General features: G+C 34.1%; 19 protein-coding genes and 4 pseudogenes. 7 read left to right on the top strand and 16 right to left on the bottom strand.

Features of this window, described 5'->3' with window-relative positions; genetic code table 11:
* Positions 1-77 precede the first annotated feature (77 nt).
* Complete coding sequence (locus tag AB1284_RS25775) at positions 78-245, top strand: hypothetical protein (protein ID WP_429762023.1); 168 nt, start codon at positions 78-80, stop codon at positions 243-245.
* A 428-nt stretch (positions 246-673) separates the two neighbouring features.
* Here AB1284_RS25775 and AB1284_RS25770 read toward each other — a convergent pair whose 3' ends face one another.
* The 7 genes from AB1284_RS25770 to AB1284_RS25740 all read right to left on the bottom strand — a co-directional run bounded on the left by AB1284_RS25770 (position 674) and on the right by AB1284_RS25740 (position 8,304).
* Complete coding sequence (locus AB1284_RS25770; protein WP_429762022.1) at positions 674-2,707, bottom strand: hypothetical protein; 2,034 nt, start codon at positions 2,705-2,707, stop codon at positions 674-676.
* Positions 2,708-2,738: 31 nt separating this feature from the next.
* Complete coding sequence (locus AB1284_RS25765; protein WP_429762021.1) at positions 2,739-2,951, bottom strand: hypothetical protein; 213 nt, start codon at positions 2,949-2,951, stop codon at positions 2,739-2,741.
* Between the two features lie 55 nt (positions 2,952-3,006).
* The gene (locus AB1284_RS25760) at positions 3,007-3,417 is read right to left on the bottom strand and encodes a hypothetical protein (protein WP_429762020.1); all 411 of its coding nucleotides are present in this window, start codon (positions 3,415-3,417) and stop codon (positions 3,007-3,009) included.
* 3 nt (positions 3,418-3,420) lie between these two features.
* Positions 3,421-4,422, bottom strand: a complete 1,002-nt coding sequence (locus AB1284_RS25755) for a hypothetical protein (protein WP_429762019.1) — start codon at positions 4,420-4,422, stop codon at positions 3,421-3,423.
* A gap of 242 nt (positions 4,423-4,664) precedes the next feature.
* Positions 4,665-5,372 carry a restriction endonuclease gene (locus tag AB1284_RS25750; RefSeq protein WP_429762018.1) on the bottom strand — a complete coding sequence of 236 codons (708 nt, stop codon included), beginning with the start codon at positions 5,370-5,372 and terminating at the stop codon, positions 4,665-4,667.
* A 470-nt stretch (positions 5,373-5,842) separates the two neighbouring features.
* Entirely contained in the window at positions 5,843-6,433 is a 591-nt protein-coding gene (locus AB1284_RS25745) for a DUF4030 domain-containing protein (protein ID WP_429762017.1), read from the bottom strand.
* Between the two features lie 681 nt (positions 6,434-7,114).
* A protein-coding gene (locus tag AB1284_RS25740; RefSeq protein WP_429762016.1) for an IS3 family transposase occupies positions 7,115-8,304 on the bottom strand; the annotation gives its coding sequence in 2 pieces (ribosomal slippage) (positions 7,115-8,004 and positions 8,004-8,304; 1,191 coding nt in all).
* A 367-nt stretch (positions 8,305-8,671) separates the two neighbouring features.
* Here AB1284_RS25740 and AB1284_RS25735 point away from each other — a divergent pair.
* Entirely contained in the window at positions 8,672-9,019 is a 348-nt protein-coding gene (locus tag AB1284_RS25735) for a DNA/RNA non-specific endonuclease (RefSeq protein WP_429762015.1), read from the top strand.
* 357 nt (positions 9,020-9,376) lie between these two features.
* Here AB1284_RS25735 and AB1284_RS25730 read toward each other — a convergent pair whose 3' ends face one another.
* A complete protein-coding gene (locus AB1284_RS25730) occupies positions 9,377-10,048 on the bottom strand; it encodes a CPBP family intramembrane glutamic endopeptidase (RefSeq protein ID WP_429762014.1) in 672 nt (223 codons plus the stop codon).
* Positions 10,049-10,564: 516 nt separating this feature from the next.
* Between AB1284_RS25730 and AB1284_RS25725 the strand changes: the two genes are divergently transcribed.
* Positions 10,565-10,843 (top strand): AbrB/MazE/SpoVT family DNA-binding domain-containing protein, encoded by a 279-nt coding sequence (locus AB1284_RS25725; RefSeq protein ID WP_377882723.1) that lies wholly within the window; start codon positions 10,565-10,567, stop codon positions 10,841-10,843.
* A 61-nt stretch (positions 10,844-10,904) separates the two neighbouring features.
* Here the strand turns inward: AB1284_RS25725 and AB1284_RS25720 are convergent, their stop codons facing one another.
* The 4 genes and pseudogenes from AB1284_RS25720 to AB1284_RS25705 form a co-directional block, all read right to left on the bottom strand.
* Positions 10,905-11,177, bottom strand: coding sequence for an HU family DNA-binding protein (locus AB1284_RS25720; RefSeq protein WP_429762013.1), 273 nt, complete (start codon positions 11,175-11,177; stop codon positions 10,905-10,907).
* 156 nt (positions 11,178-11,333) lie between these two features.
* Positions 11,334-12,041 (bottom strand): annotated as a pseudogene (locus AB1284_RS25715) (IS6 family transposase).
* A gap of 223 nt (positions 12,042-12,264) precedes the next feature.
* Positions 12,265-13,827: an alpha/beta fold hydrolase gene (locus AB1284_RS25710; protein WP_429762012.1), complete on the bottom strand. Its 1,563-nt coding sequence runs from the start codon at positions 13,825-13,827 to the stop codon at positions 12,265-12,267.
* 706 nt (positions 13,828-14,533) lie between these two features.
* A complete protein-coding gene (locus AB1284_RS25705; RefSeq protein WP_429762011.1) occupies positions 14,534-14,794 on the bottom strand; it encodes a hypothetical protein in 261 nt (86 codons plus the stop codon).
* Positions 14,795-14,971: 177 nt separating this feature from the next.
* On the opposite strand from AB1284_RS25705, the pseudogene AB1284_RS25700 reads away from it, so the two are divergent.
* A pseudogene (locus AB1284_RS25700) lies at positions 14,972-15,142 on the top strand (DUF6262 family protein); the annotation flags it as partial.
* A gap of 57 nt (positions 15,143-15,199) precedes the next feature.
* Here the strand turns inward: AB1284_RS25700 and AB1284_RS25695 are convergent.
* Complete coding sequence (locus tag AB1284_RS25695; RefSeq protein WP_429762010.1) at positions 15,200-15,436, bottom strand: hypothetical protein; 237 nt, start codon at positions 15,434-15,436, stop codon at positions 15,200-15,202.
* Between the two features lie 913 nt (positions 15,437-16,349).
* Between AB1284_RS25695 and AB1284_RS25690 the strand changes: the two genes are divergently transcribed.
* Positions 16,350-17,024 (top strand): hypothetical protein, encoded by a 675-nt coding sequence (locus tag AB1284_RS25690; RefSeq protein ID WP_429762009.1) that lies wholly within the window; start codon positions 16,350-16,352, stop codon positions 17,022-17,024.
* 82 nt (positions 17,025-17,106) lie between these two features.
* Here AB1284_RS25690 and AB1284_RS25685 read toward each other — a convergent pair whose 3' ends face one another.
* Entirely contained in the window at positions 17,107-17,667 is a 561-nt protein-coding gene (locus AB1284_RS25685; protein WP_429762008.1) for a DUF2199 domain-containing protein, read from the bottom strand.
* 255 nt (positions 17,668-17,922) lie between these two features.
* Positions 17,923-18,555 carry a glycerol-3-phosphate 1-O-acyltransferase PlsY gene (plsY, locus tag AB1284_RS25680; RefSeq protein WP_429762007.1) on the bottom strand — a complete coding sequence of 211 codons (633 nt, stop codon included), beginning with the start codon at positions 18,553-18,555 and terminating at the stop codon, positions 17,923-17,925.
* Between the two features lie 126 nt (positions 18,556-18,681).
* Between plsY and AB1284_RS25675 the strand changes: the two are divergent.
* Positions 18,682-18,906: pseudogene (locus AB1284_RS25675) on the top strand (DDE-type integrase/transposase/recombinase); the annotation flags it as partial.
* An 84-nt stretch (positions 18,907-18,990) separates the two neighbouring features.
* Here AB1284_RS25675 and AB1284_RS25670 read toward each other — a convergent pair.
* Complete coding sequence (locus AB1284_RS25670) at positions 18,991-19,458, bottom strand: GNAT family N-acetyltransferase (RefSeq protein WP_429762006.1); 468 nt, start codon at positions 19,456-19,458, stop codon at positions 18,991-18,993.
* A 126-nt stretch (positions 19,459-19,584) separates the two neighbouring features.
* Between AB1284_RS25670 and AB1284_RS25665 the strand changes: the two are divergent.
* Positions 19,585-19,836, top strand: a pseudogene (locus AB1284_RS25665) (recombinase family protein); the annotation flags it as partial.
* Between the last annotated feature and the right edge of the window lie 326 nt (positions 19,837-20,162).

Here is a 20,162-nt window from a genome sequence, read left to right as displayed (position 1 = left end):
AGCTTATGAAGCAATGAATATAAGTTAATCCAAATATACAACTTTAAAGAAAATTGTTTTGCGAAGCAAAGGGGTTTATGTTAGAATTACAGAAGATTCAAGAGGAAAATGCAAGCAAAGAGCTTAAATATCAAGAGAAGATTCACAAAATGTGCATGAAAGAAGTTCGTGCAAAGAATGAGAAATCTTCATCTTCTGCTCAAATGTCTAAAGGTCAGAATGCTCCTTCAATGCCTGCATTTTAATCGGACGTTTATCTGCTAGGGAATCCTTCAGATTCTGTGGCAGTTAGGATTGTCTGATTAACAATCCATTCCTTGATTTGGTGTATGGGATACACAAAAACTATCCCAAAGTTTGGTTTTAGGATATCTTCGGATATCCTATTTTTTTATGTTTTTATTATTTATTTTCATAAAAAATATTTCTTATAAACACTAAAGATAGGATAAAACGCCCCCTAAATAGTTAGGCATTTAGAAGGCATTGCTTATTATCTTTTTTCTTGTAATTCTGTAAAAGCTTCTCTTAAAAAATGTGAAATTCCAACTACTTTTCCACGTATGTTTTTTGGTGAATACACATGCAAGTATTCTTTTGCACGAGTTATTACGACCTATGTGGTAATGTACCTTCACATTTATATGTAAACTTTCTCTAATTCTCTGTACTCTTACAATAATTTCAGTTGCACAAATCCATCATCGGTTTCTTTACTATCGTTCGTAGTATTCTTGGCTGCTTGCTTCATTCTTTCCTTACTTTCACGTTTGATGGCATTTATTTCTTTCTCTTCAATCTTAAGCTTTCTTTTCATGATCCGCTGCGGCAAACCTAATGGGAATAGTTCTCTCTCAAATGCTGTACGACTTTTTATATCCATTTGCATAACAGTACTCACAAAGCGTTCTGCAACATCATCAATCTCTTTCTTTGAAAATTGACTCGATTCATTGTAATCCTTCGTCAAAATGTCCATGTGGGAATACCAGTAATCTATTTTATTACGACGTATCCTTTCTTCTTCCCTATCTTTCAATAACTTTTCTTCATAACGAATTCGCTCTATTCGTTTTCTTTCCTCTGCTTCAGCTTTTCTCTTTTCTTCCATTTTGTGTTCATATTTATGAAGTAACCGTTCCAAAAACATTACTTGTTCTATATCAGTTCCATGCTCTTCATTCTTGTTATTTGAATGATAGCGTAGTTCTTCTATAAATTCATCTATCTCTCTGCTTTCAATCCATTCCTGATACAGCTCTTTTTCCATCGTATAATACTCTTCAAAATCATTTTTTTCTCTCAAATAACTATCTGGAAATCCATTATATAAATCGATTACGAATGCAGACCACTGTTTCTCTTCCATGCTCAATAACTTGAACCAAGCATACCAATCACTGATCGATTGTAACTGTAAATTCTTTTTCTCGTTTTCTAATCGCTTCAACAACAAAGAAAATGATGCAACATATTTCTTATGAAGTTCTCCTAAAAAATCATTTAACATTTGTTGAGCTAGTATTTCTTCTTTTCGTCGTTCTTCTTGTTGCTTTTCCAATTGTAGCTCCATAAATTTTTGTTTATATGCTTTTTGTAGCTCTTCTCGGGTCTGTCTAGCCAATGTTACACTATCAAGCGTATCTGTTATTTCTTGAGCCTTATCAAATTCAATACTTGAGTCAAAAAGTTCCTTCTTATGATAATCGCTTATATGTATTTGTCCTTTAAATTCCTCGTCTTCCTGGTTTCCATGATTTGAGTGTTTCTCATTTTCTTTGTATTGAGCAAACAATAGTTCTGTCTCCAGTAAAACAGGTACAATGTTTGACTCTGCTACTCGGCTTACCTTAAATTTATCGTCTTGTGTAGAATGCGGCCGATTCTCCAGCATCGCCTCAATTCTTAACCTTGCACTTTCCTTAGTTCGACGTATCAAGAATACATGTCCAATATGGTCTACCGCTAAAACTACGTGATATTGGTCCATTAAATAGTTAAAAGCTTTATTATCAGATCCAGTTACAAAAAAATACTCCTCTTTTCTAGTCGAGATGTATTCGTAATCATAAGCATTCGTCTCCGGATTAAAATTACTAACCCTTGTACCACTATAACCATCTATAACGATTTTATCGCCATTAAGTTCCTTTTCTTTTGGAGGAAAAAAACTATCTAAAATTAGAACCCATGCGGTAGGCACTTTTTCTTCGAAATATGTATTGATTCTCCGTGCAATATCCCCGATTCGAATGTTTGAAGCCTGGACTTCAATTGCTAATTTTAATTCTTCCTTTCCTTCTGCTAATTGCAACACTGCTACATCTGCTCGAACAAGGTTACTATGTCTTCTCTCTTCCTTTACAATATAACCTGCTTTTTCAAATAGATTATAGAGATATTTTTTAGTATGACCATGTGCTAATGATTCATAGGAAAAACACTCGCGATTTGGATGAAAGAAAAATGGTTTTCTGGCAAATGCATTATCCCTAACAGTTCCTTTGTTAAATGAGAGCCTTTCTTGGCATACAGGACATACTGCTGTATAAATTGCTTTTTTTCCCCTAATAAATTGGGCTTCTAGGTCTGTATCTATAATTGTGGAATCTAATTCAATATATTTATTGTTCTGAAACTCAATTTCATTACCACTTGGAAAAATATCTTTCCACCCTTCGAATGATTCTATATAGGCATACTGCATTTGAATGTCGCTCCTTTCTACTAATGTAATCTTATTTATCCCGACTAACAGGCAAAATGGCTTGCGTTTTATCCCACAACTTCCGATATACTTTATTAGTAGCTAACTTCTCTTCATGTTTTTTATTACGTTCATTTCTTTTGATAAATTGTTTTTCTAGATCCTCAAGTATTTCTTTTTCTTCTTCAGGATTTAATCCTCTTTCCTTAACTTCTTTAATTACTGATTCAGGGATATTTTTCACTTCCATTCACTCCATTTTATAAATTTTTAAAAACGTTTCTTGAAAATTACAAACTTTATTTTAAATCTATATCTATTCTAATTCTGTTCTGTATATATGTATCCACCGCATACTTCCGCATTCGTGCAAATGATGCTGTCTTAGAGCGAAATTCCTCATACTTCTCTACAAACATCCAACCTTGTTCAAACTCAGCTACATAGCCAATCAGCTGCCCTTTATATAAGACTTCATAACAGTTCTTTTTTGCTGCAGGTGGTGCTTGCTCCCGTTTTACATATGATATATATGCTTGGTTCGTACGACAGCCTGTGCGAAATATTCGATATGCAAGCTTTTGCTTTTCAATTATTTCTGCATCCTCAAGCAAGTCGCTATGCTGCTTACCTAATATCTTTAAAAAATGGCGCGCCTGCACTGCCGTATCAATCGACATATCTAAAAATTCTTGTTTATTCTCATACATGTCCTATCTCCCTTTCAGTAGTTTAGAAGCCTTTACAACTGGTTCCATTGCAGCGGCAATTTCTTCTAGCATATTTAAATAGCGTTTTATTTCTATTCCCTTATTCCCAGCAGCTTCACGTTCAACAGCAAAGTAGCACATATTATCAGTTTGGAATATACCTTGTGGTGGCTCCCTATACCCCTCTTTATATAAACTGACATAATCCACTGGATCTTTAAATTCCTTATCAATTAGATATTCTGGTGCAGGAAGTTGGATAGGAAGAATTACAACTTGGTTTGTTGAAATGATACGGATTAATGTTAAAGCTGAATCTTTCACGTTTTTTATGTTTTCATCTCGAAATACAACACGCGTGGTGTCTCGTTCTCCTCCAAAATTTAAGCGTACTGTCTCTGCACATTTCATCATTCTTGTGAACGAGGTATCGCTTTTATTTATCAATTGCTGAAGTGTTAGCTTTGAGTGTAATTGAACGGTTCCTATTACGATATCATCTATCAAGCCCTGTATTTGCTCTTGGGTCCTTTCATGTTCCAAAAAGCAAACAAACGGTTTGTTTTCAATTATTTCACCATTACGATTAAAATGATCATCAATACCTGCTTCAACCGTATTAGCACGTAACCGTATATGGCTCGACTTTATAATATTGAATAAGAGTGCTCTTAAATCCTTTTGGTGAACCACCATCTTTAGATTGGAATCATTTTGTTTTTCCCACTCCTCTTTTTTAAGCGTGCCATTAGGAGCAAAAAAATAATTGATTTTATATGTTCGTAACTCCCCTGTTACTAGAAATCTCTCAATGGTTTTTCGATTCAATTTTAATAATTTTGCTATATCATCAATTGTAAAAAAAGCTGGTTTATTATGTTTTATAAATTCTCTAATCATGGTTAACTTTGTAACCCTCTTTTTGCGACTTTTTTCTAATGGAATACTATATATCGCAAAGTCTATTACTCTATCTTCATCGTCGATTGTAAATAGATAGGCCATCATAAAACCTCCTGAGATTATCAATGTATATCTCTATTACTACACTAACTATCAAATCCCTCTTTGAAATTTCGTTATTCTATTTGGCTGGATACAATATATTAAATATAAATTTCTACAATCATATAGAAAGTGTGTTTACCATAATAACATTCTAGTAAGCCCACTTCGACAATAAATCAAAATTTCTATATTAACAGAATCAGTAAAATGCTTCCTGTAGCTTTGAATTCCTGTAAGTCTTATTTGATATACACATGGTATCGCTTTAACCATCTTTGCAATTCGGAGCGATCCGCTAATTCGACACCAGTACTTTCAGCAAGCCTCTTTGCAGAATCAGTAAAGTAACTATTTGTAACCACCATTGCAGCATGGCATCCATAATATGCTTTTGCACTATACACTTCTTGTACCGCCTTATTTCCAACATTTCCTTTATATCGTTTTGCTTGCACCGCATATTTTTTTTCGTTCATCCATACGATTACATCAGCACCTTGATCATTACTTGCAGTAGTTAATTTTGTCTTGTGCCCCATCAATTCAAATAATTCTTTCAAGTAGTATTCAAAAGTTCTACCGGTCATCCCATCACAGTGCGCGATTGTTAAGATGTTATGTATAGAACTAGGATTTTGCTTTTGATATGTATCTGATGCTTTTTTTAAGGAATTACTTAGCTTTTCTAACAAATCAAATGCATATTTGATAGCTCCTCTGACTTTAAGCAGAAAATCTCCTAATTTTGTTCCTTCAAGGAACCATAACCAGATGAATACCCAAACACCTAGCCCAGCCAAGAATCCCAAAATACACGCTATTACAAAGTGATGTGGGAACAAAATGAATGTGAGTATACAAAACACCATCACAACTATTAATGCCCAAATAGTACCAGGGTATTTGTTGTGTTTTTCTTCAATGAAGTGCAGAATTTTGCTTGTCATGTTGATGATAGCTCCTCTTTTTTAAATCGAATTAGACTGAATTCGATGATTAAAATATTTTCCATGTTAGCAACACTATACAACAATCAGGAGCTACATAGATGGATTGAAGAAGGAGCTGAATGGTTTTATGATGAATCACAACCAAAAACTGGGATTTAAAAAAGCAACTAGCTAATATTAATGTTACAATTTAAATTTTAACTTTCAATCATTCTAGATATATTGCTTTTATTAATTTTTTGAATGGGATTGTAACCAAAGGACTCCCTATCATTTTGAGGGTGGGGAGTTATTACGGTTACATAATATAGGATTAATATATCGATGGTATATTTGTTGGTCCATGTTCTGAAAATCTTATAATTTTAGCTGAAGAGACAATGGGTTTAAAATTTCCTTCTACTTATAGGGTTTTTTCAGAAAACCTTAGAGTTGGAGATTCATTCCCCAGTCTATTTTTTGTTGGGTCAATTCAGTACTTGGTTATTTTGATTGTAGATTACAATTGTATAAGAATCGGACTTCACCAAGTTTTTCAGTTTCCCTTCACTAAGAAACCTCTTTATCTCCTGCTCGACTTTTTTGGCGAAATCCTGTGCTTCTGCATCGGAACTGTTTAGGTGTGTATGAATACCTAGCGTAACAAGTTGATTCTGATTGTTAGTGGTAAGTTGAGTTGTAAATCCGTTATAGCCTTTCTCTTGGAATCCTTGAAACAGATTACCTTGAATGGTTTCCCATCTTTGGTCTTTTTGTACCTGTACCATGTTTTTCTGACTAATATTAACTGTATACGGTTGAATGCCTTGATGTTTTAACTGTTTGTTAATTTCCTTTCTTACTGTACTTGCCTTTTCTGTATCTGCTATTTCTAAATCAACCACCTTTGTTGGTTCATCTACAGAAGCACCGATAAAATCCTGTTTATCTACTACATGGAGAACTGCATTCATGACTTTTGCTTCCTCTCTACGAAAATCCTTCCTATCACTCTGTTGGCAGGTAGACAGTATACCGCTAAATAAAAGAAGTCCAACTAGCCCTGCTTTCATGTACATCTTAATTTACTCCTCCTTCTTTTCTGTTTAAGTTTTTGGTGAAACGATAGACTACGATAGGGTTAGAGATTCCCCATTTCGCTGAAAATACCCCCTTATTTTTTGTAAATAATTTCCAAAACCATTACCTTTGATATAAAACACGCTACAAACAATGCTAGAACCCATGCCTATCAACTTAAGAAATTGATTCTTCCCCAAAACGAAAAAAATGAGCTTTTTTGTTACAAGTTAGTACAAAATTTTGTTCTGGGAGGTACTATAAAACTTTAGCTTGATAGCGATGGGGCAACCTGTTCTGTTAGGTTGATGGACATGGGGTACAGACCGCAAATCGGAAAAACCCCACGTTAAGCAAATTTCAGCATAAAATGCTGGCGGTACAGTTATTAGAACGTGTGATTGAAGTTGATGCACTATCTGAAAGCTTACGAATGTTATTATTGAAGAGACTTTATAAATAAGAAGAGGTGTAGTATAGCATGTTAAATAAAAGATTATTATCAACATTAGCATTAACAACATTGTTGTTGGGGTTCGGTGCAGGTTGTACAAACCAACATGTAAGTAAAGAAACAAGTACGGTAAAAGTAGTAGAACAGAGTCAAAAGAAACAAGAATCTAATCAGACTCAAAATAAGACTGGTCTTACCCCTGTCAAGTGGACAGATTCAAAAAAGACTATGCAATCAGTGTGTTCCGATATTCGATTGGAGCACACTGATTCAGTTTTTTCTGAAATCGTTCATGATTATAGAACCAAATATAATCCTCAATGGCTCGATAGAGATCGTTTTCTGTTTTACATCCAGAAAAATACATATTCTCTGTTTTGACATGTGAAAAGAAGGATTCAATGCATGCATTATCTAGACAGTTTCCCTTGCGAGAATGACTACCTATTATCCCGAATGTTTTAATTTGATCATTGTATGTTTTAGATGTATACTGGAAACCCTGGTCTGAATGAAGGATTGCTCCTTGTACTTCTCTTGTTGTAGCCAGTTTTTTGACAGTATCACTCACCAGCTTCAAATCATTTCGTTTGGATAGCTCCCACGCGACGATTTCATTATTAAAAAGATCTTGGATGGCAGACAGGTAATAGAAACGATCTCCAAGATCTAGATAGGTTATATCTGTAACATAAAGACGGTTCGGTTTATTCGTTTTAAATACACGATTGAGTCGATTCGGTTGTATGATAGAGACCTTCCGCCCAAAGAAACGGCGTTTCTTTCGAATTACAGACCGAATATTCAGCTCTTTCATTAACCTATACACACGTTTATGATTCACATGAAACCCTTCTTTTTTCAGTGCTATTTGCAAGCGGGGACATCCATAAAAAGGACGTGTATGATGGATAGCCATTAAATGTTTCTTCAAGAGTTGTTCATATTGGTACCTTTTTCTTCGAACTTTCTCCGTTTCTCTCCATTTATAGTAGCCAGATCGGGAAACACCCGCAATCGTTACGATCCAGGTAATAGGATAATTCTTGTGTAATTCGTGAATGATTTCAAAACGTTTTACTTTTGGAACCCATCCTTCCCATGTAGATTTGGATACTGCTTTTTTAAGTATTCAACCTGCGCTTTTAAATAATCTCTTTCTTCCTCGATACTTATAAATGTTGTTTTAGATAAGCGATGAAAGGGATTGAGTTCTCTTGATTCTCCCCCTCGTTGATCAGCCAAAGGCTCACCCTGCTTATGCTTCTTTACCCAATCTTTCAATTGAGTAGGACTTCTAAGCCCTAGTTCATTTGCCAGAATCTGATAACTCTTTTCTCCATTTACATACAGCATGACTGCCTTACGTTTGAATTCTTCTGTATACGGTTGAAATGTTTGTCCTTTTTTAGCCAAAGAAAATCCCCTCCAAATAGAGTGTAACACTTACTTATCAAAAACAGTCTTTTTACACTGTCTACTCAAAAGGGATAATACCAGACTTCTAACGACCAAAAACAGTCTTATAACATAGAGGACATTGCAAAGAACTACAAAGGTCAAAAAGTAGTAGAAGTAAACGGAAATAAAGCTGATTTTACACAAGATCAATTAGATAAAGTACAGTTGAAGAATACAAATCCTACATGGCAAGAGTATTCAGATTTAGATAGTATGAACCGTGTAGGTACAGCAACAGCATTGTTAGGCAAACAAAAACCAACCAACAGAGAAAAGAGATGACCGTTTAAATACGAAACCTACAGGTTGGCATCAGAAGAAGTTGAATGATGGTAGTTACTTATATAACAGAAGTCACTTAATCGGATTCCAGTTGTCCGGACAGAATGATAACCCTAAAAACTTAATGACGGGTACAAAAGACTTCAATCAAAAGAGCATGGTAAAGTATGAAAACATGGTAGACAAAGAAGTAGAAAAAGGAAGCTATGTATTATATGAAGTAAAACCTGTTTTTATTGGTAGTGAAAAGGTTGCTCGTGGGGTACAGATGAAAGCGAAGTCTATGAACAATCAAAACTTAGAATTCAACGTCTTTTGTTACAATGTACAAGACGGTGTAGAGATTAACTATGAAGATGGTACTTCTAAACTAGTGGGTAAACAATAAGTATTCATTGGGATCCCGCCAGCATTTCGGAAAAAAACCACGCTAAGAGCATGCAAGATTTTATACAGTTTTTCGGCTAATCCAGTAACAAACGAGAACCCTAAAACCTACGCCAGGATAGGAATGTATAAAAAAATACATAAATCCATAGAACAAAAAAGAGGATCCCTTGTGAGAGTAGGGATCCTCTTTTTACTTGCTACTGATAATGAGACGTTATGTTAACCGAGCATGAATATTCTATTCATTAATTTTTTAGTACTCACCATAAATTTAATACAGCAAAATGGGGATATGAGGAAATATCAATAAGGTATGTAGAAGGATTCGATGAGACAAATAAAATTCCTGTTTGTTTTAAGTAATACTAACAAAAAAATTATGAAATGAATGCAATATAACAACCGACCATAATGAACCTGTCTTTTTAAACACAAATCCAAAAATTAATCCAAGAAGAAAAACATATATTTGACTCCATAAATTAAAAAAATCCCCGCTATAAATCCAGATTGGATAGTGTATTGCTAAAAATAAGAAGGATGTAATAAGATTGGCGTTCCAAAAAGGTAATCTTTTACTTATCTCTTGCAGAATTAATCCTCTAAACACAATCTCTTCTGTAATTCCTACTAAAAGAATAGCATTAAGGTAGTTGTCGAAAGATAATGTGAGGTTAAATGTTTGATTATTAAGCATATAAGTTTCAAGGACAAAATATAAACCGAGTAACAATGAAAGAACTACTCCCAAAAAAAGTCCTTTTTTCACATTAATATTTATTTTTAGGTAACCAATTGGATTAGTCTTTAAATAATATTTTATGTATAACCAAACTGGAACAATCCAAATTGAAATCTTAATTAATGCAGTCAAAAAAGCTGCAGTAGTATCCCCAAATAAATGAATATATTTTGCTAACCATAATTCTTTAAAAGTCCAAACAAGATAAAATATGAAAAGATACAATATAATTGGTTTTATATCACTAATTTTGTTTTCACTTTTTACACTTAATTTTGTTTCCATTTGTCCCCTCCTAAAATTCGATGTGTTTAAAATTTCCCGCCAATTAAATTTATTAAAAATCTTGTTCTACTAAGCTTCTTCATTATTTCAAGTACAACATTCCACAATCTGTATATTCATTTTAACATAAAATTTCCATTTTCTTCCGAAAAATAAGTTCGCTCAATATTAAGCAAACTATCTTAAATATATTATTTTTTTTAAATCAAGCTACCCCTTATAAAAACAACTTCCAATAACGAATTTTAAGTCAACTAGCTTCTTTTGTAGAGGCTAGTTTTTTTGCTTAGTGTGTTTTTTTTCAAAAATGCTGGCGATGCCCCTTATATAAAAGGAGGGAACAATAGATGGAAGACGTACAATTTCCCTTTTTACAAATTTGTAAAGAGGCTCTTATTATGATTGTAAGTTTTTAGTTCATCATGTTTTTAATCTTTGGGAGGAGTTTGTTACAATAAAAGAAACATAGGGTATCGTGTGTGGGCTATAAATAAAGATATAAAAGGGAGAGGCCAAATGAAATCAACAGGTATAACTAGAAAAGTAGACGAGTTAGGACGGGTGGTAATACCAAAAGAGTTAAGGGATATATTAGAAATTAGAGAGAAGGCACCATTAGAGATTTATGTAGATGGAGAGAAAATTATCTTAAAAAAATATGAAGCTGATGGTGCCTGTGCCATAACCGGTGAAGTATCGAATCGAAATGTCTCTTTAGCAAATGGGAAGATTAATTTAAGCCCAGAGGGAATTAAGCTTTTAATGAACGAATTGCAACAGTACTTAGTGAAATAAGAAATGGTTCATATGAAAAAGAAGAGAGATTAGAATCCCTCTTCTTTTTATGTATGTTAATCTATTTTACAGCCTCTTTTAGGATTTTCCCCGCTTTAAATGCAGGTGTTTTTCCTCCCGGAATGAACATTTCTTCTCCTGTTTGAGGATTACGTCCTGTACGTGCAGAGCGTTCACGTACCTCAAATGTACCGAATCCAATTAATTGTACAGAGTTTCCTTTTGCTAGGGCTTGTGTAATTTGATCCAGAACGGCTTGCACAGATGCAGTTGCATCTTTTTGTGTTAAGTTTACTTCCTGGGCAACTTGTTTGATAAGTTCTGTTTTATTCATATGTATACCTCCAGGTAATGATTCATTCAGGATGCTATTATAACGTTTTTACTAGAAATGTACAAATGCTCATTTTGCTTGCGGAATCCTTTTTGGTTCTGGTGCAAAAAACATTTGATAGAGACATAGAACTTATATGGACTGTTCAATGACAGTTTATGATGCAATTCCAAACAATTTATGTATGAATCTAAATTCATTTTGGGCAGACTTCACCTGTGGGTGAAGTTGTCCTTTTTTCAGCATATGCATGGCTTCAACACCACTCAATATAGAAGTGGTTGTTTTATACGACTTGAATCCTAATATAAAACACACACGTTTCTTAATGAAACGGTGATCCTGTTCCACTATATTATTGAGATATTTAACTTACCTTATTTGTATGCCTTCAGGCATACGTTTCTCTTTTTTTAACCCTTGAATCGCTACGGGATAGGCTGGATTCTTGTCTACTGTTATAACACGAGGTTTACAAATTTGAGAAGCAGCTAAGGCTTTCTTAAAAAAGCGCTTTGCAGCTTTCTGGTCTCTTGTTTTGCTTAGGTAAAAATCGATTGTATTTCCTCTCGAATCAACAGCACGATACAGGTATATCCATTGACCTTTTACTTTGATATATGTTTCATCGACTCTCCAGGTGTCATTTGTTTGTTGGAGATGACGACGGATTCTTTTGTCCAATTCAGGACCGTACTGATGAACCCAACGCATAATCATTGTATGAGAAATGGATAAGCCTCGTTCCTCCATCATTTCCACTAAATCACGAAAACTGAGGTTGTATCGTAGGTACCATCTTACCGTTAACAAAATAATATCAGGCTGATAATGCTTCCATTTGAACCCATTTTCCTTTTCCATACTAATCACGCACCTTTTTTAGAGTAATAGTATCAGTATGTCCAAGATTTAGAGATTATTTGCAATTACCTTGAAATTTTTGCACCAGAACCATGTACCTAGAAGTCTATAAAAAATCCCAAGAATATGGAGTTTTCTGATGGATAACTTCTTCCTTCAACAACGTAAGAACATGGTCGCTCAGCGACCATGTTCTTAGATTCTATCAACTTATTACATTGATTTACTTCGGATTGGATTGGATCCAATCAGCTATATCGTTGATCACATATTCGGGGATGTTCGTTGGAATAAAATATTCTTCAGGTCTGCTCATCGTACCATCGCCCTCCGTGAAGAAATGGTTGAGCTTAGGGTAAATCCGATAATCTACATTGTTTCGATTCGCAAGCTGTTCTTTCCAAATGGGAATTTCAAAATTTGATACTACTTGATAATCACGTTGCCCCTGGATGATAAGAAGTGGATCCGTTTGTTCCTTCGCCATTTCTGCAGCTTTGATTTTACGGATGGAATTCCAGAACACCGCCTGTCCCAGCTGGAATCCTACAGGAGGATTTTCACCGGAGAAATTAGGATCATTTAGAAGCTCAAACTGTCCTTTCATAAACGTATGTAACTCAGGTGTCAATTGTCCGATGGAAAGGAGATAATCGAATTGATCCATGACAACATCCTGAATAGTGCGGGCAGGGCCACCCATGACAATTGCGCCGGCAATGTTTTGCCTCTCGTCTTTATTGAGCATTTGAGGAACCATCATGCCTCCTTGGCTGTGGCCGAGAATGTAGATTCGGCTATTATCTATCTTCTTTTCGCTTTGTAGAAAGCGTACCGCAAGCAGAGCATCATCAGTCGTTTCTTTATCAACGGTATGATTGAGATCTGTCATCGTTTTTACAGAATGCTCGAACGTCCGCTTATTATAGCGAAGAACAGCAATTCCTTTGGAAGCGAGGCCTTGTGCCAAATCACGGAAGGGCTTCAAGGCATAGGCTGTTTCATCTTTGTCACTAGCGCCTGATCCTTGGACAAGAACGACTGTCGGAAAAGGTCCCTTTCCTTTAGGGACAGACAGTGTTCCAGGCAACGCGAAGGGGCCTTCTCCTATCACAATTTCCTTTTCAGTAAATGAGTTGGGATGACTGTATGAAGGTTCTCCTGCAACCGTGGGACTCAATTGGATGTTTACTAAAAAATCATCTACTTTTCCTGATGGATCAAGTCTGACCATTATTGGAACGGTTGCTTTTTCAAAAATGAGCCCAATTTCCACATTTGTATGAACTGGATTTGATTTCTTTAGTTCCACTGCCCCGAAACCAATGAAAGAACCGGCATTTAATTGCAGTGGAAGTGTGTTCCAATAAGCCTCTATCCACTGTTCAGATATTCCTTTCTGTAAAGCGCTCGAAGTTGATTGGAGAGCACTTTGATAATTGCCCATTTGCATATCCCGTACAAACTTAAAGGCCGTCAATACAGATCGATTCTTCCGTTTTGTAATTTCTGTAAGAGGATCCTTTATGCCCTGGTTTGAGCTGTTTGTCATTTCCGTCGCAGCGGCAAGCTTGCGGTCCAGGGAAGTTCCGCACTGATTGATGAGCAAGTCAGGAGAGTGAAGCGTTCTCACTGCATCGGTCTTTTTTATCGCATCCAATTTCTGACAAACTAAATCATCTGATTGAGAATTTGCTTCTTTCCCAAATGCACTAGCGGGAATACTTAATATACATATTAGCCATACAAGCAATAGTTTCTTTCCAATTTGATTTTTCAACCTCATATTTTCCACTTTTCTCCTTTGTTATCATATTTCTAAAAACCTATGCTAAGTTTAGAAACATTCGATGCAAAAGCAGCCTTCTCAAACCTGAGAACGGTTAATCTAAGATATTGGATAGAAGATTTTTACTCCTTTAAGTGATTTTTACTCCTTTCATCTCTCCTTCCGCAAAAAAGAACCATATTTTTACATTCTATAATAACTCCTCTTAATCCTTTGTGAGAGATAGGAAATGGTATTAATGCCTTATTTCCTTTTCTCTTTTGGATTCAATCTGGAAACGCTGATCCGCCCCTAATTTTGCCCGCTTCTTTTAGACAAATGCTAAATTGTTAAAATTCCTTATTTTAATCCCGGGCATTGCCGCCAGGAATTAAAATAAAAGCCAGAGAATGAATGTATTACCCTGTTTAATTTTGTAGAGCACCCTACATCCATCAACTTAAGAAAAGTAAACAACCCAAAAACAAAAAAAGAGCTGACTTCTCCAAATAACTAACTGTAGAAAAAGGAAATTTTCATTTTGGGGGTACTTCAAAATATTAGCTTGATAGCGATATGGCGGGACCCCTACTGTAAAAAAACAACTAGCTCCCCGCAAGAGATGCTAGTTGACGTAAAATTCGATTGTAGAAGTTGAATTTTGTTCTATTTTTCTTTTTATCATATTCTTTTATTAACTACGACTTATTCTCTTTTATTTTAATTATCTTTCCCCCATACCAAAAGCAAGTAATAAAATACACCCGATTATACAAATTGCAATAATGTTAAGTATTATTAGTAGCCACTTCATTGAACCTTTTTTTGCTTTTAGTCCCAAAAAGGTTCCTAATAAGGGGAACAGAAACATTGCAATAATAAATGGTTTACCTAATGTTCCTAACGACACACCACTCCATATTGTATAAAACAAAATAATGAAGATTATTAAAGTAGTAAGTGAAAAAACACTATATTTATTCATATGGGTTCACTTCCCAAAAGTTAGTTGTTATTTTCAATGTATAATATTCAAATCCTTATACAATTATTATTTAATTCCTTCTATAATGCCATTTAGTGGAACAATATTCTTTTTAACTGCTTATTTTATGTCGAAATTTTCTTAGCGTACGAAATTCGCTTTTTGTTGGTGCTATCCCAACAAGCACAAACGCCTACTTTGAAGGAGATCAAACGTGAGTTGAATGAAAACAACAAAGATGCCATCATAGATTCTTTGAAACGTCGAATCAAGAAGTTGGAAGGAGAAAATAAGGAATTGCGTGAGCAATTAAAAGTTGCGTACGTGGATGTATACAAAAAGATTTAGGGGATGAGGAGAACGCTGTTCTCCTTTCTTATTTCACTAACAAGCAGGTTAATTGAATTAATAACCATTTTTCTCTTTTTTTCTTGTTATTATTGAACCTATAATTCCTAAAATTGATAGGGCTAGAGAAATTAAACCTAAAATAGTAGTTTTATTAATTGGTGGTGTACCATTTGTTGTTTCAAGTGCTGCTCCCATGTCATTAACATATCCAATTAATAATACAAATAAAGAACATATAATACCCAAAATGCTACCAATTATACCTAAAATAAATCCGATTTTCTTTTTCATATAAATTCATCCTTTGTAAAAAAAGTTTTATATGTATTTATATAGTATATTATATTAAAAAACGGAAAAAGAAAGATAATTTCGAGTGAATTGTATAAATAAATGAGATTTTTGATGATTGAGGAGATGTTTGAAATTCAAAAAAATATTAATGTTAATTGCCTTCGCTGGGTCTTTACCTTCAAGTTTATATTTACTAATGACCCCTAGTATATTTCTTTTGTTTGGAATCACTAGTTTTTTCTATTTGTTCAGTTATATCCTAATGCGAAAAGAACTTAACTTTAGAGAAAATCCTTAATAAAATAAAGGCTATGTTGAAGAACAAAAACTGAAAACGCTTGGAGATATCTCCAAGCGTTTTTATGTGCTAAATTTATAGCGAATTCTAATTTGATTATTGTTTATTTAGAGAAATCGCAAACTATCTAAGGATATCTGATTACCACAAGCACAACGATTGAAAAATAATTCGCAATAGTAAAAAGGCTATCACATGTTGATCATGACTAATATGTGATAGCCTTTATCTTTTATGAATTTTTATAATTTAGGTCTTGATAACTTTTAGATAGGAGTAATTGTGTTTACATAAATTTCGTTAGCGGAAGTAAGACAAACCCTTCCCTTCATTTTGGAGAGAGAGATAAGTCTCTACTTGTTGCGATTCTGTTGCAATTTATATCCTACTACTCTTGCCAAGTAAAAAAATGCAAAAGACAGGAGACCCAACAGAAGCAAATTAGGTACTGTATGCTTCGCAAAAGAATAGACGATAAATACCCCTGCTACCAAACATAACGCATCATTCTTGGTAGCTAAGTCCCAGTAATACTCCAAGAGGACTTATGAAATAAAAAGATGAATATATATTTAAATACAAATTCTATCTAAAGAAAGGTGATAAGAAGAAATGGAACATCTAACAATCCCTGAGCTTTTTTTCTTACTAACTGTAGATGATGATACTCAAACTATACAACCACCTGTTCAATCCAATATAGAAATGTTCATTACAATAAACATCTTACTAGAACTTTACCTTCAAAAATATATTTATATAGATCATGAATTTATTATATATAGGACTAGCAAGTCATCTGATATCCCTTATTTACAACATACCTTAGATTTAACACAACATTTAGGCAACAATCACAATATAAGAATGTGGATACTAACAATTTGCGGAAAACAACAATCAAGTCACAAGCTATATAATTCTGTTTTAGATTGTATACAGCGAAAAAAACAAATAAAAGTAATTGAAAAACGAATACTAGGTTTATCATTTCAAAAACGTTACATATGTCTTCAAACTAAAGAGCAAATTCTTATCTCTTTACGAAAAAGTGCTTTAAAAGGTGGAAGACAATACTTATCTATATTAACCCTTTTCCTAGCCATAAATTTGAATGGACTTTTACAAGATAAAATGTTTCAACATGATTATGAATATCTAATTAACTTAGAAGAATACAACAAACAATTACCTGAGGTTAAATTCATACAAAAACTAATAGCAAACATAAAAAAAACTTTACCTACCCTCTTAATATGGAAGCATGCCCCATTTTCAAGTATGTAAAAAAAGGTAATCCTCTGATTATCTAAAATCAGGGGATTTTTATGGTTCATATAATTCTCGTTCTCAGAAACTATAATATGTTTTACTCAGAATCCTCTTCTTGATTATATCGAGTAACAATTCCTTTAATTTCTGCAACTCTTTGTAGAGTAATTCCTTCTCTCTGTTCAACTGCTAAAGGATGATCAGTCGGTTCCAATTCGATAAAGGGTCTTATACCAATGGATCTTGTATGGACATGTGTTTTCAAATTTAATGTTTCAGGATAACCAGGGATTAATGTAGAAAGCCATCCGAAGTAAGGTTCTTCTGTTTCTCTTTCTTTCACTTTCCATAATTCCATTGTTTTGTTGAAGTTTTCTTCGCTTAAAGATACCCATATATTCCAAATAAATATTTCGTTACTATCTATAATCGGAATTTCTATACAACCTCTAACAAAGTAATATTCTTCATCCATAATGCAGATATCAGAATTTATCTCAAAGCGTTTTGGTCTTTCCATTTCAGGAACATTGTAATAATAAATAGGAGCATCACTTCCATAGCTCATTGGTAGTTCCTGTTCGGAATGAGTACAACGAAATTTTTCATAGCTAATTTCTTTCTTATTTGTTCTTCCATACGATCTTCTTCTACGCATTTGATTATATGCTCCTTATTTCATTGTTTATCTTAAATTATATATGAGAATTAATATGTATATCGTATACATACTCTGTTAACATAACGCATCATTATCGGGATTCAATGTGTCTAGGAGTCTATAAAAGTACCCTCCAGCAAGCAATCTGGAGGGTATTCATGTTCACGTAATTATCGTTATTGGAAGTTGTAATGTGGTCTCTTGTTTTAAACGGTTAACTAACTTTAAATTTTTTCCATTTTGACGACATGCTCAACGTCGCGAAAAAATAAGTTTATTTTCTGTTCCTGAAAGTAGCCTTTTTATATTTTCTCTATGCTTGAAAATAACTATAAACGTCATTAGGAAAGCAAATATATAAAAATATATAGTATTACCAAAAACCGGAATAAATGAAATAGCTGCAAAAAGCATTGTAGCGCATATTGTGCCTAAAGAAACATAACGGGTAAAAACTACTATCATCACAAAAAAACAAATGCATAAAATGGCCATAATCCAGTTGATCATAAACATCACAGCTACTCCCGTAAGTGCTCCTTTGCCCCCTTTAAAACCAAAATATATCGGCCAGTTATGCCCTATAATCGCTCCTGCGCCTGCCGCTAAAAGGCTTACGCAATCTTTAGCTTCTCCTGAATAAAAGTAAACGCTAAGGAACAATCCTATAAAACAGGCAATTATCCCTTTTAATATATCCCCAGCAAGAACAAATACTGCAGCAGATTTACCAAGTACCCTCAGGGTATTGGTAAGCCCGGCGCTTTGGCTTCCATGGTTTCTTATGTCCTTTCTGTATATTTTCCCTACAATCACCGCTGTATTTAGGCTGCCTAAAAAGTAGCCCAAAGCTAAGGCCGCAAAAATTTTAAAAATATCAATCATCACTCTTCTCCCTTTGAATTATTCTAATTTTCTTTCATTTCATTTTATCAGAATGTAGTATGTAGCAAACTATGAATATCGTATACATGCTTGGTTAACATAACGTCCTATTATCAGTAGTCAATAATGAGACAAGTGAAATATCTCAATAATATCGTAGAACAAGATCATCGTTTCATTAAGAAAAGAGTATGCTCTATGCTGGGATTCAAAACGTATGAAACTGCTACTTCAATAGTACGTGGCATTGAAGCCATGCATATGATGAAAAAAGGGCAAGTTCACCAAGGGGTGAAGTCTGCCCAAAATCGAAAAGAATTCATTGATAAACTGTTTGGCATTGCAGCATAATTCGTAAGTTAATAGGAAATTCATGTCCTATGTTTTTTTGAAATCATCTTTGCACCACAACCAAATTTTGCACCAGAACCTTTTTCAACTTTTATTATTACATTTAACAAAGTATACAAGCGAGTAATAGCCATCTTCATCAGGATATAGATTTTCAAATACAAATTCGTTCGCCTGAAAACATTTTAAACAAGCTTTATTATCAGCCTCAATTCCTGCAAACCATTTCCTGACGTGACTCATTTCATCCAATAATAGCGTACTTTTTATTAAGGATTTACCAATCCCCCTTCCACGTAAAGACGGATTCGTTAATATAGCAATACTTCCTGTGTGATCTTCATCTACTTCAACCATAGTAATTCCTACGACTTTATTTCCGTTTTTAGCCATCCATACTACGTAATTTTCATTTTCTTTGACAAATTTGTACCAATCGTTTAAAGGTAGAATCCCTCCCAGTCTTTGGTAAGTCTCAGCATCCTGAAACCAAGATTCCATGACATCAATATCTTCTTTTTGAAAGCAAACTAGTTTGTCTATCTTACTCATTTCCTCTCTCCCATTCAAACATACTTTTTAACTTGCAACTTATATAGTTCGGTATATTTAGATTGTCTCGCTATTAATTCGTCATGAGTACCTGTTTCTACTACCTTTCCCTTTTCTAAAAATATAATATTATCAGTCTTTGCAGAAAAAGAGCGTATTGATATTAAACAACGTCAAGCCGAAGGAATTGCTCTTGCTAGAAAACAAGGAAAACACTTAGGGCGTCCTCCTGTCGAAATAACAGAAGAATTTATTGCAGCTTATAAGGAATGGAAATCCGGTTCGATTACTGCAGTAGGAGCCATGAAAAAGTATGGCATCAAACGTTCTTCATTTTATAAACTTGCCAAACATTATGAAGAAAGAATCAAAAATTAGAGAGGTGAAAATTCAATGGATTGTGTTGCTCCCCCATGTCTATCAAACACGTCACAGAATTACATACTATTTCATCCATGTTTAACCAGAAATACAAAAAGAACTTGTAGAAATCACTACAAGTTCTTTTTAGGGTAGGGTAAATCATAGAGCTACACAAACAATCTCATAAGACATACTAACCTAAGGAGAACTGTCTTAATAATTTTATTATATAACAAATATTACCAGTTAAAGATTATAATTTTGAAATTTATGTGAACTATGAAAACGAATTGTACCTTTAGTTATTTAAGAAGTCAGCTTTTTTTCGTTTTTGGGGTGTT

The organism is Bacillus sp. S2(2024) (assembly GCF_050474045.1).
GTDB classification, from domain to species: domain Bacteria; phylum Bacillota; class Bacilli; order Bacillales; family Bacillaceae_G; genus Bacillus_A; species Bacillus_A yunxiaonensis.
Note: the sequence above shows the minus strand (reverse complement) of the source record. Positions and strands in the feature narration are given on the sequence as shown.